Raw genomic sequence first — 21,979 nt, forward strand, 5'->3', positions numbered from 1 at the left:
ACACGAAGAAATAGACCAATTGGCAATAATTGTCGACGAAACGGCATGCTATAGACAATTAAGTTGGGAAGAAGTTTAAAGATGAAGCTAAATAAAAATAGAAGTGACTTACTAACTTATAAGGCATTTCGGGGTTGCCTGCGTAACTTAGGGCAAGCTGTGTGCTAAATATTAATTAAAGAAAAATGAAGTGGCCTTCGTGGCAGGATTTAAATAACGAGGAAGTGTGCAAGAGAATAAATAAAAGTAAGCTGGAATGAGATAGCTCCTGTAGCTGCTTTTTTGGGCAAAAAAAAACGCCTGGTAAAGTACCAGGCGTTTTCATTAAAATATTGTATCTAAATTTTTAGTGCTTCACCGAGCCTAATAATTCATTACGTTTATCCAGAATATCTTGAAAAGTCTGGAAGTTTATCTGAGAAAAAGAAGCTTCTTCGTTGTAGGTGCGTCCACAAACATTGCAATTTTTTTCTTCAGATTTTGTTACTTTCGACTCATTCTTACTCAAATTTTCATTAATCCAATTGTTTGTTTTCATAACCTGCACTCCCTTACTTAATATATATAGATTTAATTTTTACGCACCAATTACTGTAACTAAATAATACTTTACTGGATTATTCGTTAAAAGTTACGAAATAATCATTAGTATAGCTGATAAATACCAAAATTTGTTCCTTAATTACAATGTATCTTGTAAAATTAAGTATTTACCGGAACAATAGTGCGGTTAACTAGGCAAGTTGTAAGTATTAATACCCGCTGATTCTGAATATTTTAGCAGCAATTACAATCAATTTCTGATGTTGTCACAACAGAATTTTAATTAGCTTGAGATCAATAACCTACCATTAAAGTATAAATGCAGGTACTTTATACCCCTATTAAATAGAGACTGTGCTTAAAAAAAGCATTTTGGTCATCCTGAGCTTGTCGAAGGATCTATAACAATATCATAACTTTATAGATGTTTCGGCAAGCTCAACATGACAGGAATAATGTAAGCCAATATTTAATTAAGGATGGTGTTATAGATCCGTAGGATTATCTAATTTGGCGATAATCTTTTTTACTTCGGTATTCGTGTAGGTTAATTTGGATTGACAATATTGAATTAGATCCGAAGCCCTTTTTACCTTTTCCGCCAAATCGTCGATGGGTATATTTTCGTTTTCCAGTTCGTTTACCAAATCGGTTAGTTCTTCGAGGGCTTGCTGGTACGTAAGATTAAGTTCCTGATTCATTTGGAGTAGTTTTGGGTAGTACCTGGCTTTCTACTTCGCCGGCATAGAAGCGGGTTTTAATTTTATCACCGGCCTGTAAGGTATTTAGGTTAGTTACGGCTTTTCCGTGTTTATAAACAATGGCGTAACCGCGCTTTAATATATTTTGCGGATCGAGGTGGTTAACCGATTGCAAGTAGTGCCTTAACCTAAAATTTTCTTCTTTCAACCGATTATCGGCATTACAGCTAAGGTTAAATTTAAGTTTTAATAAATTCATTTTCTCCTGCTGCAAGCGCTTTTCAGTTAGCAACACTGCCGCATTCATTTGGGTACTTAAAAAGCGTTGCTCCTGGTTTAGTAAATCTTTAACGAGGCTGCTGATGGTAGTACGGCATTCGTTTAAAATAAGCTCCTGCGAAATTAATATTTCGTTGGTTTTAAGCACCAGTTGCTTTTGCAGTTGCAGCAGTTTTTCGTTAAAGCTTTGGTTATGCGCCACAATGCTGGCCGCGGCTTTAGTAGGTGTTTTGGTTTTGAGCTTGGCCATTAAATCACAAACCGATTCGTTTTTTTCATGCCCGATACCGGTAATAATGGGTACGTGGTACCGCGCTACGGCCCGGGAAAGCAAATACGTATCGTAAGCCTGAAAATCGAGCTGACTGCCTCCACCCCGCACCAGCACTACGGCATCGTAGTTAATATTAGATTCATAAATCCGGACTAATTGCTGGTAAATAGCTTTATGCGCATCCAAGCCCTGCACCGGCGCTAAATATTCATCAACAGTAAAACTAAAGCCATAACGGTTGGTATACAACTCGTGCATAAAATCGGCGTATCCATCGGCCTGGGCCGAAGAAATTAACGCAATGCGCTGAATAACCGGCGGAAACGTTAGGCTTTTGTTGTGGGTAATAAATTCGCCGTTCTGCTCCCAGATATGATCGGGGTTGTCAGTTAGCAGTTTCTGGATAACAGCCTGCCGCGATAAAGCCAAACGCCCGATGGTATAATTAGGGTCAATATCTTCTATTTCTAAAGATAGGCCGTATTGCACGTGGTAGTTTACCCGTACTTTAAGTAATATTTGTATATTATCTTTAAAATGCTGCCCGGTTGTTTCTTCGAAACACTGAATACATTTATAACTGTTACCCCAAATGCGCGCCTTCATAGAGGCTACTACCCTATCGGTTTGCTCGCATTTTTCTATTAAGGTTAAGTAACATTGGTTTTTGTTGGGGTATAACGAAATATTAGTGGTTTCTGCAATAACCCCAAACCGCTGCTCCTGAAAGGCATCTTCCAGGGTAAACTGAATTAACTGGTTCAGTTGCGATAAACGGATAGGGTTAGCAGTGGCAATCATGTAAAGTTAAACGTACGCTTGTACAATAGCTTGTATAGCCGTTTTTAAAAACAAAAGAATATTTCAGATAATAAAGATACATAAAAAAGGCAGCCGGTGGGCTGCCTTTTAATATTTTGGGTTTACTGAGAAGACTGAGCCTGCTCGGAATATTCTTCCCGGTTGGCTCTTTTATGAGCCGCATCTTTATCCGGATCGGTTTCCGGAATAGAACCACAAGCTTGTACCAGCAGCAAACTGCCCAGGCAAAACATCATTATTACTTTTCTCTTCATAAAAACAATTAAATAAATATATAAATCTTCTTTATTTTTTTATTTCTCTGTTTTCAGTAGTCCGGCTTTTCGACTCGTTGGTTTCACCTCTGGTAACCGATGAGCCTACCTGTTGCTGGGTTTTCTCGGTTGCCCGGGCCGCTTCTGTTTCGTTTACCCTACCCGGTGCGTGCATAGTGTCAGAAGCAGCCGTATTATTCATGGTGCCGCCGTTACTACTTGCATTGGCTCCCCGCTGGTTATCATCTACCTGGCCACCGCCCGATTGGTTATCATCCTGCAATCCGCTCTCGTTAGCACCGTATCCTTCTTTGGGCGCCTGCGCATTCTGGCCCGCGCCGCCGCAACTTGACCCTAAAAACGCGAGCGAAATTAATATAATATATGCTGTTTTTTTCATAGTCGTGTTTATTTAAATTTTAAGATTCTAGAAAATATTACTGCTTTAGTTTTACAAATAGTTGCTTGAAAAGGTTAAATAATTCACTTACAATTAATTAAAATATTCCTTTTCCAGTACTTTGTCGTGTCCGTAAATATCGTCCCGGAAATGAACACCGCCTCTATCATCTACCCAACTGGTAAAGTATACAATATATACTGGTACTTCTGCTTTTAGATTTACGTACTTTTCTTCGCCGGCGTGCATGGCTTCCAGTATTAGCGGTTCGGTCCAACTGGGCTGATCGGATAATAAAAATCTTGCCAGTTCTACCGGTTTTTCTACCCGAATACAGCCATGGCTAAAACCGCGCTGCGATTGGCTAAACAGTGTTTCGGAAGCGGTATGGTGCAGGTATACCTCGTGTTCGTTCGGAAATATAAATTTTACATCGCCTAAAGGATTCTCCGGGCCGGGCCGTTGCCGGATGCGGTATTTAAACGCTTTTTCATTTACCGCAAACCAATCGACGGAATAAGGCGAAATGGGTTGGGCATTTTTACCGAGCCCGTTGAGCAATTCCATATCCATTCTTTCCAACCAACCCGGGTCGGCTTGTAGTTTGGGCAGGAACTCTTCAAAAATAATAGAGTTAGGCACATTCCAGTAAGGCGAAAAAACAATATATTCAATTTTATCGCTGAAAACCGGCGTCGAACTGATGGATTTCCCAACAATTACCTTCATATCCAAGACCGTTTCGCCATTTTCGCGGGCATAAAGCATGTACTCGGGCACGTTTACAAAAATGTGTTTTTCTTCAAATTTCTTGGGTTTCGGTATCCAGCGCCAGCGTTCCATATTGATAATAATCTGGTCTATGCGATCGTCTATGCTCACATTCATGGCTTTCAGGGTTTCTTTGCCCAAAGAACCATCGGCGTTTAAGCCATGCCTTACCTGAAAATCCATAATTGCATTTCTAACTTCTTCGGTAAACCGGTTTGAATCCGGACCGGCAACAGCCCACCGCTCCCGGGGAAGCAGGCGTTTGCGGAGGAGTGGCACCACCCGGGTGGTATCGCCTACCTTAAGTCGTTTAACATTAGGAATATTTGGCCACCCTCCGGCTTTACTTATTTCGCGGTATTGCTGCAGGGCGGTGCGCAAACGGTTATACTCTTCGTGCAACGGCTCGAACTGATAATACGGATAACGGCTGTCGCGTTCCCGTAAAATAGTTTCTAAAGCTTTGTTCAGTTTAATTTTATTTTTCCGGACGCTCCAATCTATTTGGTCTATTTCTTTGGGGTTAACCGTACCGCGGTAAAAATCCGAAGCATAATGCATGTAAGAGGCGGTTAGCGCAACATCTATCTCCTGTTTTAATTTAAACCGCAGCGAATCATTCTCTTTAACCTGTTCATAAGATTTAAATAGCTGGGTAAAGTTTTTTATTTTATAATCTTCGGGGTTTAAGCCCTCGCGGTAAGCCCGGTTTACCACCGAAATTAAGGTATTGGCTTGGGGTACCAGTTTATCTTTTTTAAACCAGCCTAACCTAAAGTTCCTGTCCCGGTAAAACTTCATTACAATATTGCGGTGCTTTTTAAATTCGGGCTCCTGCCGCACATAAGTTTCTACAAAAGCGCTATCGGTGTGGGCCTCTTTTTGTTCTAGAGTTTTTTGGGCCGTATTACCGCCTTTATTGCCTTTATTTTTGCCGCAGCTAAAAGCAATGGCTAAAATGAGTAAAAACAAACAATAAAAAAATGTTCTATCTTTTGGGTGATGCATATGTTATAAAACTGTAAGAATATTAAACCGGAACTGTACTTTTTAAAGATTAAAAACTTTATATGTACTTTCTCCGATACTTCTACTATTACTGTTTTAAACCCAAAAATGTTATTATAGAAATAATGCTAAATCCTAATACTTTACCTTTAATCCTGCTGTTTTAAGGCTTAAACAGGCTCGTACCAAGTTTTAATTTTAATAATTATTATTTCTTTTTCTGATGCACGATAAATATTTATACCAGCAAACAACGGATACCCATTCTTTTGCCGAACCGCAAAAAGCAGTTGTAACTCACCTGCACTTAGCCATAAAAGTAGATTTTGATAACCAAAAAATTAGCGGCCAGGCAACCTACAACATTAAGGTTGCTCCAAATGCTGACGAAATTATTTTCGATATAAATAATTTAAAAATATTAAAAATATTGCTGGATGATAAAACGGAAGCCACCTATAAAGTGGGCAATTCGCAGCCTTATCTGGGCCAGCCATTAATAATAAAACTGCTGCCTGGTACCCAAAAAGTTACCATCTGGTACGAAACCCCAACCGATGCGGCAGCTTTACAATGGCTTAGTCCCGCGCAAACCGGCGGTAAAAGATATCCGTTTTTATTTACCCAATCGCAGGCAATTCTGGCCAGAACCTGGTTACCCTGCCAGGATAGCCCCGGCATCAGGTTTACGTACGAAGCCCAGGTAGCAGTGCCGCCTCAATTTTTAGCCTTAATGAGTGCCCTGAATCCCCAGCGTAAAAACCCAACTGGTATTTACACTTTTAAGCAAGAGCGTCCTATTCCGTCTTATTTAATGGCGCTGGCGGTTGGCAACCTGGAGTTTAAGCCGTTAGATAACCGCACGGGCGTTTACGCCGAACCTGAGCAGTTGGCAGCTGCTTACCAGGAATTTGCCCAATTACCCGATATGGTAACCGCCGCCGAAAATTTATACGGCACTTATTTATGGAACCGCTACGATTTGCTGTTGCTGCCCCCGAGTTTTCCTTTTGGCGGCATGGAAAACCCCATGCTTACCTTTGTAACACCTACTATTATTGCCGGCGATCGTTCGCTTACAAGTTTGGTGGCCCATGAGCTGGCGCATTCGTGGTCGGGAAATTTGGTTACCAATGCTACCTGGAACGATTTCTGGCTGAACGAAGGGTTTACGGTTTATTTTGAACGACGTATTATGGAGGCTTTAAACGGCCAGGATTACGCGGATATGCTAAAAGTGCTGGGGTACCAGGATTTAAAACAAATCCTACAGGAACTTGGACCAGATTCGCCGGATACGCATTTAAAATTAAATTTAACTAACCGCGACCCTGACGAAGGGCTAACCGAAATAGCGTACGAAAAAGGAAACTACTTTTTGCTGGCGCTGGAAGAAAAATATGGCCGGGAATATTTAGATAAGTTTATTAGGGAATATTTTACGCAGCATGCCTTCCGGGCGATGGATACGGAGTTGTTTCTGAAATTTTTACAGGAAAATTTGCTAACCCAGCCCGGCAAACTGGAACTGCAGGTACAACCAGAAGAATGGATTTATAAAGCTAATTTACCGGAGAATAAACCCGAACTAAAATCCCGGCGCTTTGGCGAAGTTGCAGGGCAATCTGAAAAATATAAAACAGACTGGTTGGTAACCGAACTAAACACAACTGCCTGGTCTACGCACGAGTGGCTTTATTTTTTACACCTGCTGGAGCCAACCTTAGATCCAAAACAACTTAAGGATTTAGACGCGGCTTTTAACTTAACCAATTCGGGCAACGCCGAAATATTGGCCGTATGGTTTGGCTTTGCCATTCAGCACGATTATAAACCAGCTTACCCGGCCCTGGAAAAATTCCTGAGCACCGTAGGCCGTCGTAAATTTCTGATGCCTTTATACAAAGGCTTAAAAGCTAAAAATCCTGGTTGGGCTACGCAAATATATAAATCGGCGCGTGCTAATTACCACGCCGTAGCCACCAGTTCCCTCGATAAATTATTGCTAACCTAAACAAAAAAAAGCCCTGGTCCATTTTTAACGAACCAGGGCTTTTTTGTTTATTCAAGCGGCTTAATGATTTTCCGCTTTAATATTAATGGAAGTCTCGGCGAGGTAAGAAAGTTTTTCATCGGTTTTCTTTTCTTCGCTCAAAGTTTCCTGCAATAAATTTAAAGCTTCGGTATGGCCTAAAAATTTAGCGTAAGTACAAGCTGTACCATAACCAGCAATTTCGTAGTGTTCTACGCGTTGGGCGCAGGCAATTAAGCCGGCATCCATTACTGCTTTATCGGCATCAAAAGTCATAAACTCTTCGGCCTCTTTTAAAATACCTTCCATGGCTTTGCATTTTTCGGCTTCGGGCTTAATGCCTAATGCCTGAAATACCTGTTCCAGGCGTTTTACCTGGTTTTGGGTTTCTTCCATGTGCTTGGTAAAGGCTTGCTGCAAATCTTTTGAAGTAGTTTTGGCCTGCATTTTCGGCATTGCTTTCAGCAGTTGTTGTTCGGCACCGTATAAATCTTTTAACTGATGCACAAACAGGTCGTTCAATGTTTTCAATTCCATAGTTGTAGTTTTTAAATCTCTTCCGTTTGCCTTTCTATACGCCCTGCTTTTAATATAGGTTTATAAACCTTTGTTTAAATGCAAGGCACTTATCTACCAGGCGACTCCTGTTTAGTTATTTGCGAATAACAATGGGTTTAAAGAAGTTTATAAAAGGTTTATTTTTACTTTTGCAAAGAATATTTTTTTATTAGCTGAACGGCGGCTTACAATTATTTAATTTATTACGTGACTATACCCAAAGGAAAACTAATTGCTATTGGCGGAAATGAGGATAAAGGCACTTATCCGAACCCTACTTCTAAAAAAAAATATTACCTCGATTTTTTTGAACTCGGTATTTTAAAAAGGATCATAACCGAATTGCAGGTTCCGAATCCGCGCATCGAGGTAATTACGTCGGCATCCATGATTCCGGAAGAAGTTGGCGACAGGTACATTGGGGCTTTTAGTATTTTGGGTTGTACCAATATTGGACTCATGCATATCCGCACGCCCGAAGATGCCCTTTTGCCGGAATACCTGGAGCGGCTCCGCGCCACCAATGGCATCTTATTTACCGGCGGCGATCAGTCGCGGCTCGTGAATATTTTTGGGCAAAGCCAGTTTTTACAGGTTTGCCAGGAGCGTTATTTGCAGGAACCTACTTTTGTAATTGCGGGTACCAGCGCCGGGGCTATGGCCATGTCCGAAATAATGATAAAAGGCGGCAGCAGCACCGAAGCTTTAATGAAAGGCGCTGTAAAGCTGCGCGAAGGCTTAGGCTTAATTCGCAACGTCATCATCGATTCGCATTTTGTAAAACGTGGCCGGTTTGGCCGGTTAATTGAAGCCGTAAGCACCCACCCCAAAGCCATTGGTATTGGCTTAGGCGAAGATACCGGCGTGCTCATTACCAACGGCAACCAAATAGAAACCATTGGCTCTAACCTGGTTATTATTATCGATGGGCATCATATTAATCATAATAATACCAGCCAGGTTCCGAAAGGCACGGCATTATCCATCGAAAACCTGATTATGCACGTGCTGGCTAAAGGTAATTTGTACGATATTATTGAACGCACATTTTATAGAGATAAAGAAACCCACCTGAAACGGGAAGATATTGCCTATTAACTATTGTTAAGCAAATCTTACAAAATAGAATTCAAGCAATCCACACGAGTCATCCTGGGAATACAAGTATTCCGGGAGGAAACTATTAAGCAGGCAGCCAAATAGTTTCCTCTTGAATGACAACAATGGGCACCATAGCCTTATAATAATAAACAAGTATAATTGCTATAAACGGGCTAATCATTATAAATGCGGAGGTAAGTTGGTTCCTGGTTGCGACGGGCGGCGCGGTACATGCCTTCGGAATTAAAACTTAAAACAATATTGGCCTGGGCATCTACGGCTATTAAGCCGCCCTCGCCGCCTAGTTTTACCAGCTTATCGTTTACCACGTAATCGCAAGCCTGCTGTAACGAGTAACCTTTGTATTCCATTAAACACGAAACATCGTAGGCCACTACGGCCCGCATAAAATATTCGCCGTGGCCGGTACAAGATACCGCACAGGTTTCGTTATTGGCGTAAGTACCAGCACCAATAATGGGACTATCGCCGATGCGGTTGTATTTTTTATTCGTCATGCCGCCGGTAGATGTAGCAGCGGCTAAGTTTCCCTCCAAATCTACGGCCACTGCTCCTACTGTGCCAAATTTGCGATCTTCGGTGTGGTCCAATGAAACGGTGTTAGTGGCTTGGGCCTGTACCCATTGCTGATAGCGGTATTCGTCGTAAAAAAAAGTATCAGGCTCAAAAGGTAAATTTCTTTCCCGGGCAAATTCTTCGGCGCCACTGCCGGTTAATAAAACGTGCTCCGAGTGAACTCTGATTTCGTTAGCCAATATTATAGGATTGCGCACATTTTTCACGCCGGCTACGGCACCGGCTTCCAAGGTTCGGCCGCACATCAGAGCGGCATCCATCTCGTGGTGACCATCGTGGGTAAAAACCGAACCTTTACCGGCGTTAAAAACCGGGTTGTCTTCCAGGCGCTGAACCGCTTTAATTACTGCTTCCACGGCTGTTCCGCCCGAACGTAATATTTGGTGACCCACTTCTATGGCTTGTTCCAGGGCAGTTAAATATTGCCGTTCCTTCTCCGGTGTCATGGCTGTTCGTAAAATGGTACCGGCGCCGCCGTGAATAGCAAGAGCAATATTTTTCATGTAATTTTAGTTTATATATCAGGCCGAAAAACCAGTTTTTTAAAGCTACAACTACGGCAATCGGCCCCGCTCCGATGCATAAAACCAACTAAATTTATAATCCCGAAAGGAATTATTGTGCGCTGAAATTCGTATATTTGTAAATAACAATTAGCTAAAATTTAAATTAAAATATTATGTCTTTTGATGTTCAAGGTAGATTGCACGAAATATTCGACGAGACCCAGGTAAGCGACAAATTCCGGAAAAGAGAGTTTGTTCTGGAAATTCCGGACGGTTCCTATACCCAATATATCAAGTTTCAGCTTACCCAGGATAAGTGCAACGTGCTGGATCAATACAAAATAGGCGACGAAGTAAAAGTAACTTTTAATCTGTCGGGCAAGCCATTTACCAAAAACGGCACCACCATGTACTTTACCAACTTAAGCGCCTGGCGCGTAGAAAGTGCTAACGGAGCGGCTCCGGCCAACACCGGCAATAATAATGGTAACTTCCGGGCAGCCCCGGCCGCGCAACCAGCCGCAAACTCTTTCCTTTCCGACGAAGCAGACAACGACCTTCCTTTCTAATTATTAACAATTAGATATTTATACGAAAGCGGGCCGAAAGCCCGCTTTTTTTGTATGCCAATATTTTAAATAAGGCGAATGCCAAAGGCAATAATCCGGTTTACAAAACCTTAAACTAATATAATGGTATATTCTTTGCGGAATGTTTACAGCTCTTTTATGAGGTAAGTACCGCCGAACTTACCGTTAAAAATTCTATGAAGAACAAAATAGTTATTATAACCGGCGGCAGCACCGGCATAGGCAAAGTAACCGCAACAGAATTAGCCCGCCAGGGCGCCCAGGTTGTGCTGGTTAGCCGCGATGCAGCCCGGGGTAATGCCGCCATGACCGAAATTATAAAGGAGACCCGCAACCAGCAGGTTACTTTTATTCCCTGCGATTTATCGCGCATGGCTAACGTAAAAATATTGGCCCTGGAAATTCAAAGCCGGTTTAATCATATAGATGTACTAATAAATAATGCCGGAATTTTGCCGGGCAAGTTTACCTTAACCCCCGAAGGCTATGAACTAAGCTGGGCCACCAATTATTTATCGGGATTTTTATTAACCAATTTATTGTGGCAGCAGCTCCTGAACGCCGAAGCCGCCCGCATTATTAATGTTTCGTCGGAAGCGCACCGGCTGGGCCAAATAGATGTTAACCAAACCCATACGGTTAAAAATTATTCTTCGTTTACAGCTTACTGCGATTCTAAACTGGCTAATATTTTATTTACTTACGAACTGGCGCAGCGCCTGGAGTTAACCAGTATTACGGCCAATTGCCTGCACCCCGGCGTTATTGCGAGTAATTTTGGTACTACCTCGTTTGGCTTGCTTAAATGGATATTCCGCTTGGGGCGACCTTTTATGCAAAGTGCTGCCAAAGGGGCCGAAACCGTAATTTACCTGGCCACTTCGCCGGAAGTAACGGGAGTAACCGGCAAATATTTTAAAAAGAAAAAACCTGTTAAATCTTCTAAAGAAACTTATAATACTGCTTTGGCAAAACGCCTTTGGCGGTTTAGCGCGGCCCAAACCGGTTTATACGTTGGCCACGAAGACGAAGAAGAAATTTTAACATGAGTGATTTAGAAGAATTAATTGCCCACGGGGAAGGCGACCGGTTGGAATTTAAGAAAACCATTAACCACTTAGATAAAATTGCCCGCACCCTTACGGCTTTTGCCAATACCAAAGGCGGGGTAATATTGGTGGGTGTACTGGATAACGGCAAAATTTGCGGCATCGATCCGGAAGAAGAAAAACATAGTTTGCAAAAAGCCGCTCAATTTTATTGCGCTCCGCCAGTGCGGTTATTTTTTAAAGAAGTAGAAGATGCCGATGGCCTTACCGTATTAAAAACCATTGTACCCGAAAGCCAGTACAAACCCCACCTGGCCAAATCAAAAGATAACGACTGGCGAAATTACGTGCGAATAAAAGACGAATCGGTGCAAACAAATAAACAGTTGTTGCGAACAGCGCCAGCCGAAGAAGTTACGCAGCAGCCGTATAAGCCGGAAAACTATCAGGAAAGTATGTTGCTGTTGCAATTGCAGCAACAACCCCGCATTACGTTAAAGCAGTTTATGAGTTTAGCGCATATCTCGCAGGAGCGGGCTTCGCGCATTTTGGTAAACCTGGTACTGCATAATATTATCCGGGTGCACGACCAGGAAAAAGAACCTTATTATACCCTCAAATAATTTCCTTAAAGATTAGCGGCCCATAAATTCTACCGTTGTAGAAGGTAATTTTTGGGGAATTACTTCCACCCGGCCATCGGGGTATAAATATTGGATAGGCTGACCATTGTTGTAAGTTACGGTTTTTTCAAAAGAACCTTCTGTATCAAAATAAACCCAATCGCCGAACCAGTAATAATGGGTTTTATCATTTTGTATTTCTACCCGGGCCAATCCTTTATTAGAAACCTGACCGTTTTCGTGGTAAAAAGTTACGTCTACCAAGCGTTTAGTGCCTTCCCAGGTATATTTTTCTTCCATCCGCAACTTACCGCTCGGGTAAAAATATTTCCATTCATTCACCTGTTTGCCGTGGTCGAACCGGCCAAAGCAAATTAAGCGGCGGCCATGCGAGCGATCCAGGTATTTCCATTTACCATGGTGCATGGCATTGCGATCGTAGCGGTTTATAATAATACCTTTCAGAAACTGCGCCTGCACCGGAGCTTTAGCCCAAAAAAGCAGCAACAGCGCCAATCCCACAAACTTTTTCATGCTCATTAATTATGCTGAATAATTTTTTAAATATATGCTCTTTTGGGTATGCCTTTAAATAATGCCGAATAGCTTCAATAACAAGAAGTCTCGTCGTTTAAAACGAGACTTCTTGTTATTTATTCCGGATTAATCGTAAGATTTTTTCTTTTCCTGTTTCTCTGCTTTTTTCTCTTTAGCAGTTTTCTGGGGCTTTTTCTTGTCTTCTTTACGAGCGTCTTGTGCTTTGGCCATAACTTTATGTTTAATTTAAGATGTAGAAAATTAATTAACGGAATTTTATACCATAATTGCTTAATACCTGATAAATAATTTAAGCAAAAAGGTTTCTTGTTAGCTGGGGTAAATATCCCGCCGAAAGTTTAAATATACATTTTGTTCATTATCAAGGCAATAAAATAAGGTATTAAACGCAGCAAAAATATTTATGCAACTGCCGCCTAAAATCTAAATATTAAATCTTATACTAGCCCAAGGTTTTACGTATAATAAATCCGTTTAAGCTGTTTTGCTTAATAACCTGCAATTACCGATTTCTTACCGTTTAAGTTACCTTATGAGTGAAACCAAAAAGGCCCGGTCGGCGGCTCCCCGGAAGCAACAGGCAGATCCGGCAATCAATAAAAAAATATTTGTTTTAGATACTTCGGTTATTCTCTATGATCACAGCGCCATCGAGCATTTTCAGGAACACGATGTAGCTATACCCATAACCGTGCTGGAGGAACTCGATACCTTTAAAAAAGGGAACGAAATCAAAAACTTTGAGGCCCGGGAGTTTATCCGGTTCATCGATAAGTTATCGCACGAAATGATGCTGCAAAACTGGCTGCCCATTAATGGTTCCGAGAAAGGCAACTTTAAAGTGCTTATGATCCAGAATACCCAGGTAGATGCCGAAAAAATATTCGGGGAGAAAAAAGCAGATCATAAAATATTAAACTCGGCGTTGCAACTGCAGCACGAGTACCCCGAGCGCAAGGTAATTTTGGTTACCAAAGATATTAACCTTCGCCTGAAAGCCCGGGCTTTAAATTTAAACGCCGAAGATTACGAAACCGGCAAGGTACAAAACGTTAATAATTTATATACCGGCAACGATATATTAAACGATGTAGCACCCGAAGCCATTGACGAGTTGTACGACCACGGTAGTTGCGAAAGCAGCGCCGTATTAGCGGAGCCCCCTACCGATAATCATTATTTTGTACTGAAAAGCTACAAAAATTCTATACTGGCTTACTACAACCCCACCCATAAAAAGATAGAACGGGTAGATAAGTTAATGGCCTACGGCATAAAACCCCGCAGCGCCGAACAAACCTTTGCCTTACACGCCATCCTGAACCCCAATATTAGGCTGGTAACTATACAGGGCATGGCGGGTACCGGCAAAACCTTGCTAACTTTAGCCGGAGCATTGGAGCAGCGCCGCGAATACAAGCAAATATATATGGCCCGGCCCGTTGTGCCCTTGAGTAATAAAGACATTGGTTATTTGCCCGGCGATATAAAATCGAAACTGAACCCTTACATGGAGCCGCTCTGGGACAACCTGAAATTTATTCAGAACCAGTTTCCGGAGAACACGAAAGAAAACCAAAAAATAAAAGAACTGGTAGAACAGGAAAAACTCATGATAACGCCGCTGGCTTACATCCGCGGCCGGAGTTTGTCTAATATTTTCTTTATCGTAGATGAAGCCCAGAACTTAACGCCCCACGAAATTAAAACCATTATTTCCAGGGCCGGCGAAAATACCAAAATTGTGTTTACCGGCGATATTTACCAGATAGATACGCCTTACCTCGATACCCAAAGTAATGGTTTGTCTTACTTAATCGATAAAGCCAAGAACCATCCTTTATACGCTCACATAACTTTGCTAAAAGGTGAACGTTCGGAGCTGGCTAATTTGGCCAACGAGTTATTATAATGAGTTGCTAATAAAATCATAAAAAAGCCGGCCCGGCAGGCGGCTTTTTTTATGCCGGTAATAATTTATTCAGGTAGCGTTCTTCTAATATTTTTAGGTGGTGCAGCGCATGGCCCGCCGTAATTACAATCAGGGCTTTGGCCATTATGGGTTTATTGCTGGCAACTCCCATTTGGTTTAGCATTTCTTCGTCGAGGCTATTAAACAACGCCAGGTGCGATTGCCGGGCTATGCTAAATTCTTCGAGTAAGTTGCTTAAAGAGCGGCTATTAAAATTGCCGTATTCCACGTAGGTATTTTCGTCGAAACTTGGCAACGACTGGCCTTCTCGGCGGCTGATGCATAAACAGCGGTAAGCAAAAACCCGATCGGCATCAATTAAATGACCGATAACTTCTTTAATGCTCCATTTGCCGGGGGCATAACCTTTTTCGGCATTTAGTTCGCTCATATTTGTTAAAAGGTCGCTTAGTTGCTGGGGCTGCGCTGCTAATATTTCGAATACATCCGTGTTGTTGGGTAACTGCGAAACATAGCGGTCAAAATATTCGGGGTATTGTCCGGGTTGGTTTTTTGTGAGCATGGCGGCAGGATTTTAAAACTAAATTTAATTTAAGCAAATATTACCTAAATAGAAACCAAATCGTATAGGTGGGCATACAAAAATAAAGATAAAATATTATGGCAAGCCTGGCAGAACAAGGACTAAAAATATCACAGAACGCAATATTCTCTTATTTCCTCCGCAAAGCAACGGGTTTATTTGGCAAGAAAGCAAAAGTACTTTTGCTCCTACGCGATGCTTATACCAAGCTGATTGATGTAAAAAGCGATAAATCTGGCTTTGGCCAAATTCGGGAAATCATGTTTTCCTTTATCCGGCTGGTACGGAGTTATTTCCGGGGCGATTACCGGAATGTATCTAAAAAATCTATCATAGTTGGAATTGCCACTTTGCTGTATTTTATATTTCCGATTGATATCATTCCTGATTTTATTCCGATTCTGGGCTACGCCGATGATATTAGTTTAATGGCCTGGTTTATCAAATCGTTTCAGGAAGAGCTAACCAAATACCGCGAGTGGGAACAAACCCAGGGCATTATGCCAACTTAATTTATTGTCTTGAAAAATGTCAAAACGCTTAAGCATAAAATCTACCTTCTAAACTTACCTGAATATATTATTAATTGTCTGATCTGGTTTAACCTCAGCCCTGGCCGTGTCCTTTGACCGGCTAGTTGCTTTTGTGGTTGAACTAAAAACTGGTGATACGCAAAATTTGCTTATATAATATTTACAAGGCTATGGTGTCCATCCCTGTCATTCAGGAGGAAACTATTTGGCTGCCTGCTAAATAGTTTCCTCCTGAATGACAGGGATGGATTTCTTTAACCATTATTTCTTAAATTTTTTAATTAACACCTGTTATTATTCATTCCTCCAGAAATTAAAGCTTTTGTATAAGCAAGAGTGAGTCAAAACAAGTCGAAACAAAACTCGGATTATTCCTGGCGCATTTTGTAATTTTGCCGATTGTATGGCAAAAGAAAATAAGATAAGTATTTTGGGTTGTGGCTGGCTGGGTTTACCGGTAGCTGAGCATTTATTAGCTTCCGGTTACGAAGTTCATGGGTCTACTACTACCCCAGCTAAACTAGATTATTTGCGTGAGAAAAAGATTAAGGCTTATTTAATAGATTTAGCTTATAATCCGCCTTCAGAAAATTTACCAGCCTTTCTGGAAACTGATATTTTAATAATTTCTTTCCCGCCCGGTTTGCGCGCTGGCAACGGAGTTAAATATTTAGAACAAATTGTAATCTTAAACCAGCATTTAAGAACAGCTGCTGTTCAAAAAATATTATTTATAAGTTCAACTTCTGTTTATCCGGATTTAAAACGGGTAGTTACCGAAACCGAAGATTTGCGCCCGTACTTACCAGATAATATTTTGCTGCAAGCCGAAAACCTTTTGACTAGTTCGGAAAACAAAAAGGTTAGCATCTTGCGGATGGGTGGTTTGGTAGGCGGTACCCGGCAAGCCGGTCGCTTTTTAGCTGGTAAACAAAATATTCCTAACCCTGAAGCGCCCGTTAACCTGATTCATCAGGAAGATTGTGTAGGAATTATTTCGGCTATTATAGAAAAAAATAAATGGGGCGAAATTTTTAACGGTTGCGCCGATGAGCATCCCAGCCGCATGTCTTTTTACACCGCAGCGGCGCAAAAACTAAATTTACCAGCTCCGCATTTTGCTCCGGCTTCTCCCGCAGATGGTTTTAAAATAATCAGCAACGAAAAAGTAAAGAACCTGCTGTCGTACGTGTTTAAACATCCGGATCCGATGTTGTTCTTATAATTTATTTAAAAGATAATGCCGGAAAATAAAACTAAAGTGGCCATAATTGGCGGCGGGGCAGCCGGCTTTTTTGCCGCGATTACCTGTGCCCAGCAAAACCTTAATCTAACCGTTTACCTGTTCGAAAAAACTTCCAAGCTGCTTTCGAAAGTGAAAATTTCGGGTGGTGGTCGTTGTAACGTTACGCACCATTGTTTTAATCCGCACCAGCTTACCCAATATTATCCGCGCGGTGGTAAATTTCTGAAAACCGGGTTCAGAATATTTGGTGCAGAAGATACGGTAAATTGGTTTCAGCAACGCGGTGCACAGCTAAAGACAGAAGCCGATGGCCGTATGTTCCCGGTAACCGACGACTCCGCTACCATTGTAAACTGCCTTTTAAACCAGGCGCAAAAAGTTGGGGTTAAAATAAATATTAGTACGGCGGTACAGGCAATTATTCCACTCCAAAAAGGTGCTGCCGGCTTCCAACTAATATTTTCGGGCGGACAGGAAATGAATGTAGTCAAAGTTTTAGTAAGTACCGGCGGAAATCCCAAACCCGAAAGTTATGCCTGGTTGCAGGCCTTGGGCCACACCATTAATCGGCCGGTACCTTCTTTGTTTACTTTCAATGTGCCCGGTTCGCCACTGAAAGAATTGCAAGGTATATCGGTAAATCAGGCCAAAGTAAAAATTGCTGGCCAAGCATTGGAAAACGAAGGACCTTTGCTGGTTACGCACTGGGGTTTCAGTGGACCAGCCGTGCTAAAGCTTTCGGCCTGGGCCGCCCGCGCCTTGCACGATTTAGATTACAAATTTCAGGTTTTATTGAACCTGGCCCCTGCTTTTACCGAAAATAATTTGCGCCAGGAACTGGCCGATTACCGGCAGCAATATCCGAAACGAATAGTAGCCGGCAACCCATTATTTAATATTCCCCAACGTCTTTGGAAAGCTTTAACCGAATTGGCTGCAATTCCGGACAAAACTATTTGGGCCGAGTTGCCGGCCAGAAATCAGAATAAATTGGTAGAACATTTATTGCGCGCACCATTCGAGGTAAAAGGTAAAACTACTTTTAAAGAAGAATTTGTAACCTGTGGCGGCGTGGACCTGAAAGAAATTAATCCGGATACCATGGAAAGTAAATTAATAAACAATCTGTATTTCGCCGGCGAGGTAATGGATATAGATGGCGTTACCGGAGGCTTTAATTTTCAGGCCGCCTGGACTACTGGTTACCTGGCGGGCAAAGCAATGGCCAGTTAATCCTTACTTAATTTGATGTAAATACATTAAATTCATTTGGGGTAAAACAAAATACCCGGTTCCGTAGTAAAATAGGCCAGAACCTTAATGTGTCATTCGTCACTATAAACCTATGGAAAGAAATAATGAATACGTATCGGTGGTAAGCCACCTGATTGAACGCTGCAAAGACGGCTCTGTTGGATACAAGCACGCTTCCGATGATGTGGAAGATCAGGACCTGAAACAATTATTCCGTAAGTATGCTGTTCAGCGCGATACTATGATTACCGAACTGCAGGATGCCCTGCACCAGATTGGTCAAACCCAAAGTGAGGCTCCTTCTTTAGAGGGGAAAGTGCACCGGACCTGGATGGATTTGTCTTCGGCTTTATTAAGCAAGGACCGCAAACAAGTATTAAACGAATGCGAACGTGGCGAAGATTATGCGGTTGCCGCCTACGATAAAGCTTTAAAAGCCGATTTGCCTGGCCAACTAAAAACGATTGTGCAGAAACAATACCAGCAGGTAAAAGAAGCCCACGATACCATCCGGGATTTACGGGATCAAACAAAATAATACCTGTTTTCAGAAAATTAAGAAAGGAGCCTGTAAGCTCCTTTTTTTATTTTCTGAAAACAGGTCTAAATTTTATCCCGCAAGCGTCCCGCTTGTGAGTTTTTCTTCTAGCCTATGGCCACTACTTATTAGACTAAATTACCCAAAATTTGTAATCAAACAGGCTAGAAACCTGAAAATAAAAAGACACGAGGCAGAGCCTCTCGCCAGATTATATAAAAATGTATTTATAAAATTTTGCGCTTGGTAGGGCACTAAAAAAATAGCTTAACTTTTTAAGTTAAGCTATTTTTTTAGAGCAGTTCCTCTTTTAATCCTTATGCTCTTTTAATATATTATTTTACGAGCCTCAGGAAAAAAAGTTACCATCTTCTTGTTTTTTCTCTTTTGCCAAAACGGCTATTGCGTTCCCGGTCGTTCCGGTCGCGGAAGCTACCACCACCGCTACGGGGTCTTTCTTCAAAACTACCACGGCTACCTTCTCTGTCTCTGTCCCTTTCTCTACCGCCATCCCGATCTCTTTCTTTCTCGCCCATCGCGTTCTTGCTTTGCGCTTTTTCGAAACTTACCGGTTTACCCAATAAAGTGGTGCGGCCCAGGCGATCCAATACTTCGGAGGTATATTCTTTAGCTACTTCTACAAAGCTGAATTTATCGTACAAATCAATGTCGCCGATTTTGCTGCTCGGAATGCTGGTGTTTTCAGTCAGGGCTTCAATAATATCTTTGGGGTGTATGCGATCTTTTTTACCCATTGTAACGAACAACCGGTTAAAGCCTTCACGCGGACCTTTCATTTCTTCGGAAGCAGCCTGAGCTTTTGCTTCTTTCAGGTTCATTTTAAGTAAAGCAGCCGCAATTTCCAGAGAAGTAAAATCTTCGGTCAGTAAGCGTTCAATCCGGGCAATTTGTTTCTCTAATTTGCCTTGCTGAATAACTTCTTTAATCTGATCCAGGAATAAATTGGTTTTAATTTCGGCTACGTCTTCGTAACTCGGTACCGGCGCCAGTTTAATTTTGGCGTTGGTAAACCGCATAATATCTTTCAGTTTGTAAATATCGCGGCCAGACACAAACGAGAAAGCACGGCCAGATTTACCGGCGCGACCAGTCCGGCCAATGCGGTGTACGTAAGCTTCTTCGTCTTGCGGTAAGTCGTAGTTAAATACGGCTTCCAAATCTTCCACGTCGATGCCCCGCGCAGCTACGTCGGTAGCTACTAATATTTCCAGGGTGCCGGCTTTAAATTTGGCCATTACATTCGTCCGCTGCGTCTGGTTCATGTCACCGTGCAAACCATCGGCAAAATAACCGCGGGCTTGCAGGTTGCTAACCAGTTCGTCTACCATCCGCTTGGTGTTACAAAACACAATCAGCGACTTCAGGTTGTACATGTCGATAATCCGCGACAGCACTTCCATTTTCATGTTGTTGCGGACTTCGTAGTAAACCTGCTCAATATTGGTTACCGTTAAGGTTTGGTGAACCACTTTTACAATCTGCGGATCGCGCTGATATTTCTTTGTCAGCTCCATTATCGGCTTCGACATGGTAGCAGAGAAGAAAATGGTCTGGCGTTCGGCGGGTATTTTGGTCAGGACAAATTCAATGTCTTCCCGGAAACCCATGTCCAGCATTTCGTCGGCCTCATCCAAGATAATTTTTTTAACGGCATCCAGTTGCAGGGTGCCCCTCTCAATGTGGTCCATCACCCGGCCAGGCGTTCCAATTACTATTTGCACGCCTTGCTTCAGAGCGCGTAATTGCCGGTCGTAAGATTGGCCACCGTAAATAGGCACCACACTTATACCGTTTTTATATTTTATTAATCTGCTTATTTCTTCAGAAACCTGTACGGCTAATTCGCGTGTAGGGCAAAGAATCAGGGTTTGTACCCGACGATCTTTCGGATCGATGCTTTCGATGGCTGGAATACCAAAGGCCGCTGTTTTACCGGTTCCGGTTTGCGCCTGGCCAATTACATCGCGGCCCTGCATAATAACCGGAATGGCTTCGGTTTGTATTGGAGAAGCTTCTTCGAAACCCATGTCGGCAATAGCACGCTGCATTTCCGGGGAAAGCGAAAGCTCATCAAATCGTAATTTGTTCATAAAAATTGTTTTGTTAAAAAAAGGTTATACGCTATCTGAAATGAGCAGATACTTATTCTAACTACGTTTTGTAAGAAAATTACCGACGAGGAGAAAATTGATGCTAACGGAAACGTGGCTACTATACAAGCCGCAAACGGAAATTCGACTGCTGATTTCAAAATAATGCACAAAGGTACGCTTATTTAGCCTGAATAAATAATATATATTTATAAAATAATAATTTATTTCGGAAGGTTGTTTTGGCGATAACTTAAAGTGCTTATAATTGCGGGCTTAATGACCCGGACTGTGTAAAATTGGTGCTTTATTCGTTATTTCAAATTGCCTGATTTCGCCTTTTTCCCAAGCATTTGCTAATGGGTCAATATTTGGTACAGGGATATCGGCACGGTTCTTTTTCTTTTCGGCCGTAGAAATATTAAACCTTTTATCCCGTTCGGCTACCAGTCCGGGTTTTAATTGTCCTTCTTTCGTAAAGCCCATCATCAGCATCGGTCCTCCCATGGGTAACTCCAAATCGCGGTCGGTGTGCCAGGTATGTATGGTTTTGCCGTACGTAGATACCAATTTTTCCATTAATTCGTGCTCTGCTGCCTCTGGTATACCAGGAGCTATCAACGTACCGGATTTAACTTCGTGGTGGTGGCTGTGCCAGAGTTTCTTTTCTTCTGCGGGTAATTTCTGGAATAGTCTTTCGGATATAATATATTCCACCCCCATCAGCTTCGCATTTTCGTCGTTGCCGTCGAAAATAATGGCTTGGTGCACATCTTCGTTCAGCTGCGTTACATAATGGTGAGCTTCCATTTGTCCTGCTAGTTGGCCGCCGTAAAAATGAAAGCCATCCAAATACATATTCACTTTCTTCAGCGGCGATTTATCCTGCAACAAGGCCGCGCCGGTTTCCAACACCTCAGATTTGGTTGATTTTTCCGCTCCCGGAGCCTCTACTTTGGAACCAGTATTCTCGCCGCCGCAGCCTAGCAACAATAAACCTAAAAAAAAGCTGCCCACCAGAGAAGATAATTTTTTCATAGTTGTTGAGATTAGTATTCTAAAATCAACGGCAGTAAATTTTATAGGTTTTTCACTTTCTTAGAAGTATTTAGTCC

General features: G+C 42.1%; 22 protein-coding genes. 10 read left to right on the top strand and 12 right to left on the bottom strand.

All coding sequences use genetic code 11. The annotated features are described in order from the left end of the window. Positions 1–346: 346 nt before the first annotated feature. The 6 genes from F0145_RS26150 to F0145_RS08510 form a co-directional block, all read right to left on the bottom strand. Positions 347–508, bottom strand: a complete 162-nt coding sequence (locus F0145_RS26150; protein WP_190277501.1) for a hypothetical protein — start codon at positions 506–508, stop codon at positions 347–349. A 520-nt stretch (positions 509–1,028) separates the two neighbouring features. Beyond that, a complete protein-coding gene (gene xseB, locus F0145_RS08495; RefSeq protein ID WP_150087879.1) occupies positions 1,029–1,244 on the bottom strand; it encodes an exodeoxyribonuclease VII small subunit in 216 nt (71 codons plus the stop codon). After that, positions 1,228–2,598 (bottom strand): exodeoxyribonuclease VII large subunit, encoded by a 1,371-nt coding sequence (gene xseA / locus F0145_RS08500; RefSeq protein WP_150087880.1) that lies wholly within the window; start codon positions 2,596–2,598, stop codon positions 1,228–1,230. Before xseA ends, xseB begins: the two co-directional genes overlap by 17 nt. A 122-nt stretch (positions 2,599–2,720) precedes the next feature. Beyond that, the gene (locus F0145_RS26155) at positions 2,721–2,873 is read right to left on the bottom strand and encodes a hypothetical protein (protein ID WP_190277502.1); all 153 of its coding nucleotides are present in this window, start codon (positions 2,871–2,873) and stop codon (positions 2,721–2,723) included. 31 nt (positions 2,874–2,904) lie between these two features. Continuing rightward, positions 2,905–3,273: a hypothetical protein gene (locus tag F0145_RS08505; RefSeq protein WP_150087881.1), complete on the bottom strand. Its 369-nt coding sequence runs from the start codon at positions 3,271–3,273 to the stop codon at positions 2,905–2,907. Between the two features lie 93 nt (positions 3,274–3,366). Then, a complete protein-coding gene (locus F0145_RS08510; RefSeq protein WP_150087882.1) occupies positions 3,367–5,052 on the bottom strand; it encodes a L,D-transpeptidase family protein in 1,686 nt (561 codons plus the stop codon). Positions 5,053–5,275: 223 nt separating this feature from the next. Here F0145_RS08510 and F0145_RS08515 point away from each other — a divergent pair, with 223 nt between their 5' ends. Continuing rightward, positions 5,276–7,066 carry a M1 family metallopeptidase gene (locus tag F0145_RS08515; RefSeq protein ID WP_150087883.1) on the top strand — a complete coding sequence of 597 codons (1,791 nt, stop codon included), beginning with the start codon at positions 5,276–5,278 and terminating at the stop codon, positions 7,064–7,066. A 60-nt stretch (positions 7,067–7,126) separates the two neighbouring features. Here the strand turns inward: F0145_RS08515 and F0145_RS08520 are convergent, their stop codons facing one another. Further along, on the bottom strand, positions 7,127–7,621 hold the full coding sequence (locus F0145_RS08520) for a YciE/YciF ferroxidase family protein (protein ID WP_150087884.1): 495 nt from the start codon (positions 7,619–7,621) through the stop codon (positions 7,127–7,129). Between the two features lie 228 nt (positions 7,622–7,849). On the opposite strand from F0145_RS08520, the gene F0145_RS08525 reads away from it, so the two are divergent. Continuing rightward, the gene (locus F0145_RS08525) at positions 7,850–8,740 is read left to right on the top strand and encodes a cyanophycinase (RefSeq protein WP_150087885.1); all 891 of its coding nucleotides are present in this window, start codon (positions 7,850–7,852) and stop codon (positions 8,738–8,740) included. 176 nt (positions 8,741–8,916) lie between these two features. On the opposite strand, the gene F0145_RS08530 is transcribed toward F0145_RS08525, so the two are convergent. Continuing rightward, positions 8,917–9,843 (bottom strand): isoaspartyl peptidase/L-asparaginase family protein, encoded by a 927-nt coding sequence (locus F0145_RS08530; protein ID WP_150087886.1) that lies wholly within the window; start codon positions 9,841–9,843, stop codon positions 8,917–8,919. Between the two features lie 176 nt (positions 9,844–10,019). Between F0145_RS08530 and F0145_RS08535 the strand changes: the two genes are divergently transcribed. From F0145_RS08535 to F0145_RS08545, 3 genes are all read left to right on the top strand, one after another. Then, entirely contained in the window at positions 10,020–10,415 is a 396-nt protein-coding gene (locus tag F0145_RS08535; RefSeq protein ID WP_150087887.1) for a DUF3127 domain-containing protein, read from the top strand. Between the two features lie 197 nt (positions 10,416–10,612). Beyond that, positions 10,613–11,485 carry an SDR family oxidoreductase gene (locus F0145_RS08540; RefSeq protein WP_150087888.1) on the top strand — a complete coding sequence of 291 codons (873 nt, stop codon included), beginning with the start codon at positions 10,613–10,615 and terminating at the stop codon, positions 11,483–11,485. Then, positions 11,482–12,108 (top strand): AlbA family DNA-binding domain-containing protein, encoded by a 627-nt coding sequence (locus F0145_RS08545; protein WP_150087889.1) that lies wholly within the window; start codon positions 11,482–11,484, stop codon positions 12,106–12,108. Before F0145_RS08540 ends, F0145_RS08545 begins: the two co-directional genes overlap by 4 nt. 12 nt (positions 12,109–12,120) lie before the next feature. Here F0145_RS08545 and F0145_RS08550 read toward each other — a convergent pair whose 3' ends face one another. After that, positions 12,121–12,642: a toxin-antitoxin system YwqK family antitoxin gene (locus tag F0145_RS08550; RefSeq protein WP_150087890.1), complete on the bottom strand. Its 522-nt coding sequence runs from the start codon at positions 12,640–12,642 to the stop codon at positions 12,121–12,123. A gap of 556 nt (positions 12,643–13,198) precedes the next feature. Between F0145_RS08550 and F0145_RS08555 the strand changes: the two genes are divergently transcribed. Further along, a complete protein-coding gene (locus tag F0145_RS08555) occupies positions 13,199–14,578 on the top strand; it encodes a PhoH family protein (RefSeq protein ID WP_150087891.1) in 1,380 nt (459 codons plus the stop codon). A gap of 49 nt (positions 14,579–14,627) precedes the next feature. Here F0145_RS08555 and F0145_RS08560 read toward each other — a convergent pair whose 3' ends face one another. After that, complete coding sequence (locus tag F0145_RS08560) at positions 14,628–15,161, bottom strand: DinB family protein (protein ID WP_150087892.1); 534 nt, start codon at positions 15,159–15,161, stop codon at positions 14,628–14,630. A 98-nt stretch (positions 15,162–15,259) separates the two neighbouring features. Between F0145_RS08560 and F0145_RS08565 the strand changes: the two genes are divergently transcribed. From F0145_RS08565 to F0145_RS08580, 4 genes are all read left to right on the top strand, one after another. Then, positions 15,260–15,694: a DUF1232 domain-containing protein gene (locus F0145_RS08565; RefSeq protein WP_150087893.1), complete on the top strand. Its 435-nt coding sequence runs from the start codon at positions 15,260–15,262 to the stop codon at positions 15,692–15,694. Between the two features lie 424 nt (positions 15,695–16,118). Further along, positions 16,119–16,940 (top strand): SDR family oxidoreductase, encoded by an 822-nt coding sequence (locus tag F0145_RS08570; RefSeq protein WP_150087894.1) that lies wholly within the window; start codon positions 16,119–16,121, stop codon positions 16,938–16,940. A 15-nt stretch (positions 16,941–16,955) separates the two neighbouring features. Further along, positions 16,956–18,194: a BaiN/RdsA family NAD(P)/FAD-dependent oxidoreductase gene (locus F0145_RS08575; protein WP_150087895.1), complete on the top strand. Its 1,239-nt coding sequence runs from the start codon at positions 16,956–16,958 to the stop codon at positions 18,192–18,194. A 112-nt stretch (positions 18,195–18,306) separates the two neighbouring features. Then, positions 18,307–18,753, top strand: a complete 447-nt coding sequence (locus F0145_RS08580; protein ID WP_150087896.1) for a ferritin-like domain-containing protein — start codon at positions 18,307–18,309, stop codon at positions 18,751–18,753. A 362-nt stretch (positions 18,754–19,115) separates the two neighbouring features. Here F0145_RS08580 and F0145_RS08585 read toward each other — a convergent pair whose 3' ends face one another. Further along, on the bottom strand, positions 19,116–20,864 hold the full coding sequence (locus F0145_RS08585) for a DEAD/DEAH box helicase (RefSeq protein ID WP_150087897.1): 1,749 nt from the start codon (positions 20,862–20,864) through the stop codon (positions 19,116–19,118). Between the two features lie 276 nt (positions 20,865–21,140). Further along, positions 21,141–21,902, bottom strand: a complete 762-nt coding sequence (locus tag F0145_RS08590) for an OBAP family protein (RefSeq protein ID WP_150087898.1) — start codon at positions 21,900–21,902, stop codon at positions 21,141–21,143. Between the last annotated feature and the right edge of the window lie 77 nt (positions 21,903–21,979).

It is taken from the genome of Adhaeribacter rhizoryzae (assembly GCF_008629685.1).
GTDB lineage: Bacteria > Bacteroidota > Bacteroidia > Cytophagales > Hymenobacteraceae > Adhaeribacter > Adhaeribacter rhizoryzae.

Bases quoted from the DNA above. Each gene is read 5' to 3' on its own strand.
- F0145_RS08520 (WP_150087884.1), bottom strand. From the start codon at position 7,621: ATGGAATTGAAAACATTGAACGACCTGTTTGTGCATCAGTTAAAAGAT.
- xseB (WP_150087879.1), bottom strand. From the start codon at position 1,244: ATGAATCAGGAACTTAATCTTACGTACCAGCAAGCCCTCGAAGAACTA.
- F0145_RS08575 (WP_150087895.1), top strand. From the start codon at position 16,956: ATGCCGGAAAATAAAACTAAAGTGGCCATAATTGGCGGCGGGGCAGCC.
- F0145_RS08515 (WP_150087883.1), top strand. From the start codon at position 5,276: ATGCACGATAAATATTTATACCAGCAAACAACGGATACCCATTCTTTT.
- F0145_RS08570 (WP_150087894.1), top strand. From the start codon at position 16,119: ATGGCAAAAGAAAATAAGATAAGTATTTTGGGTTGTGGCTGGCTGGGT.
- F0145_RS26155 (WP_190277502.1), bottom strand. From the start codon at position 2,873: ATGAAGAGAAAAGTAATAATGATGTTTTGCCTGGGCAGTTTGCTGCTG.
- F0145_RS08535 (WP_150087887.1), top strand. From the start codon at position 10,020: ATGTCTTTTGATGTTCAAGGTAGATTGCACGAAATATTCGACGAGACC.
- F0145_RS08530 (WP_150087886.1), bottom strand. From the start codon at position 9,843: ATGAAAAATATTGCTCTTGCTATTCACGGCGGCGCCGGTACCATTTTA.
- F0145_RS08580 (WP_150087896.1), top strand. From the start codon at position 18,307: ATGGAAAGAAATAATGAATACGTATCGGTGGTAAGCCACCTGATTGAA.
- F0145_RS08560 (WP_150087892.1), bottom strand. From the start codon at position 15,161: ATGCTCACAAAAAACCAACCCGGACAATACCCCGAATATTTTGACCGC.
- F0145_RS08545 (WP_150087889.1), top strand. From the start codon at position 11,482: ATGAGTGATTTAGAAGAATTAATTGCCCACGGGGAAGGCGACCGGTTG.
- F0145_RS08590 (WP_150087898.1), bottom strand. From the start codon at position 21,902: ATGAAAAAATTATCTTCTCTGGTGGGCAGCTTTTTTTTAGGTTTATTG.
- F0145_RS08540 (WP_150087888.1), top strand. From the start codon at position 10,613: ATGAAGAACAAAATAGTTATTATAACCGGCGGCAGCACCGGCATAGGC.
- xseA (WP_150087880.1), bottom strand. From the start codon at position 2,598: ATGATTGCCACTGCTAACCCTATCCGTTTATCGCAACTGAACCAGTTA.
- F0145_RS08550 (WP_150087890.1), bottom strand. From the start codon at position 12,642: ATGAAAAAGTTTGTGGGATTGGCGCTGTTGCTGCTTTTTTGGGCTAAA.
- F0145_RS08505 (WP_150087881.1), bottom strand. From the start codon at position 3,273: ATGAAAAAAACAGCATATATTATATTAATTTCGCTCGCGTTTTTAGGG.
- F0145_RS08565 (WP_150087893.1), top strand. From the start codon at position 15,260: ATGGCAAGCCTGGCAGAACAAGGACTAAAAATATCACAGAACGCAATA.
- F0145_RS08585 (WP_150087897.1), bottom strand. From the start codon at position 20,864: ATGAACAAATTACGATTTGATGAGCTTTCGCTTTCCCCGGAAATGCAG.
- F0145_RS08510 (WP_150087882.1), bottom strand. From the start codon at position 5,052: ATGCATCACCCAAAAGATAGAACATTTTTTTATTGTTTGTTTTTACTC.
- F0145_RS08555 (WP_150087891.1), top strand. From the start codon at position 13,199: ATGAGTGAAACCAAAAAGGCCCGGTCGGCGGCTCCCCGGAAGCAACAG.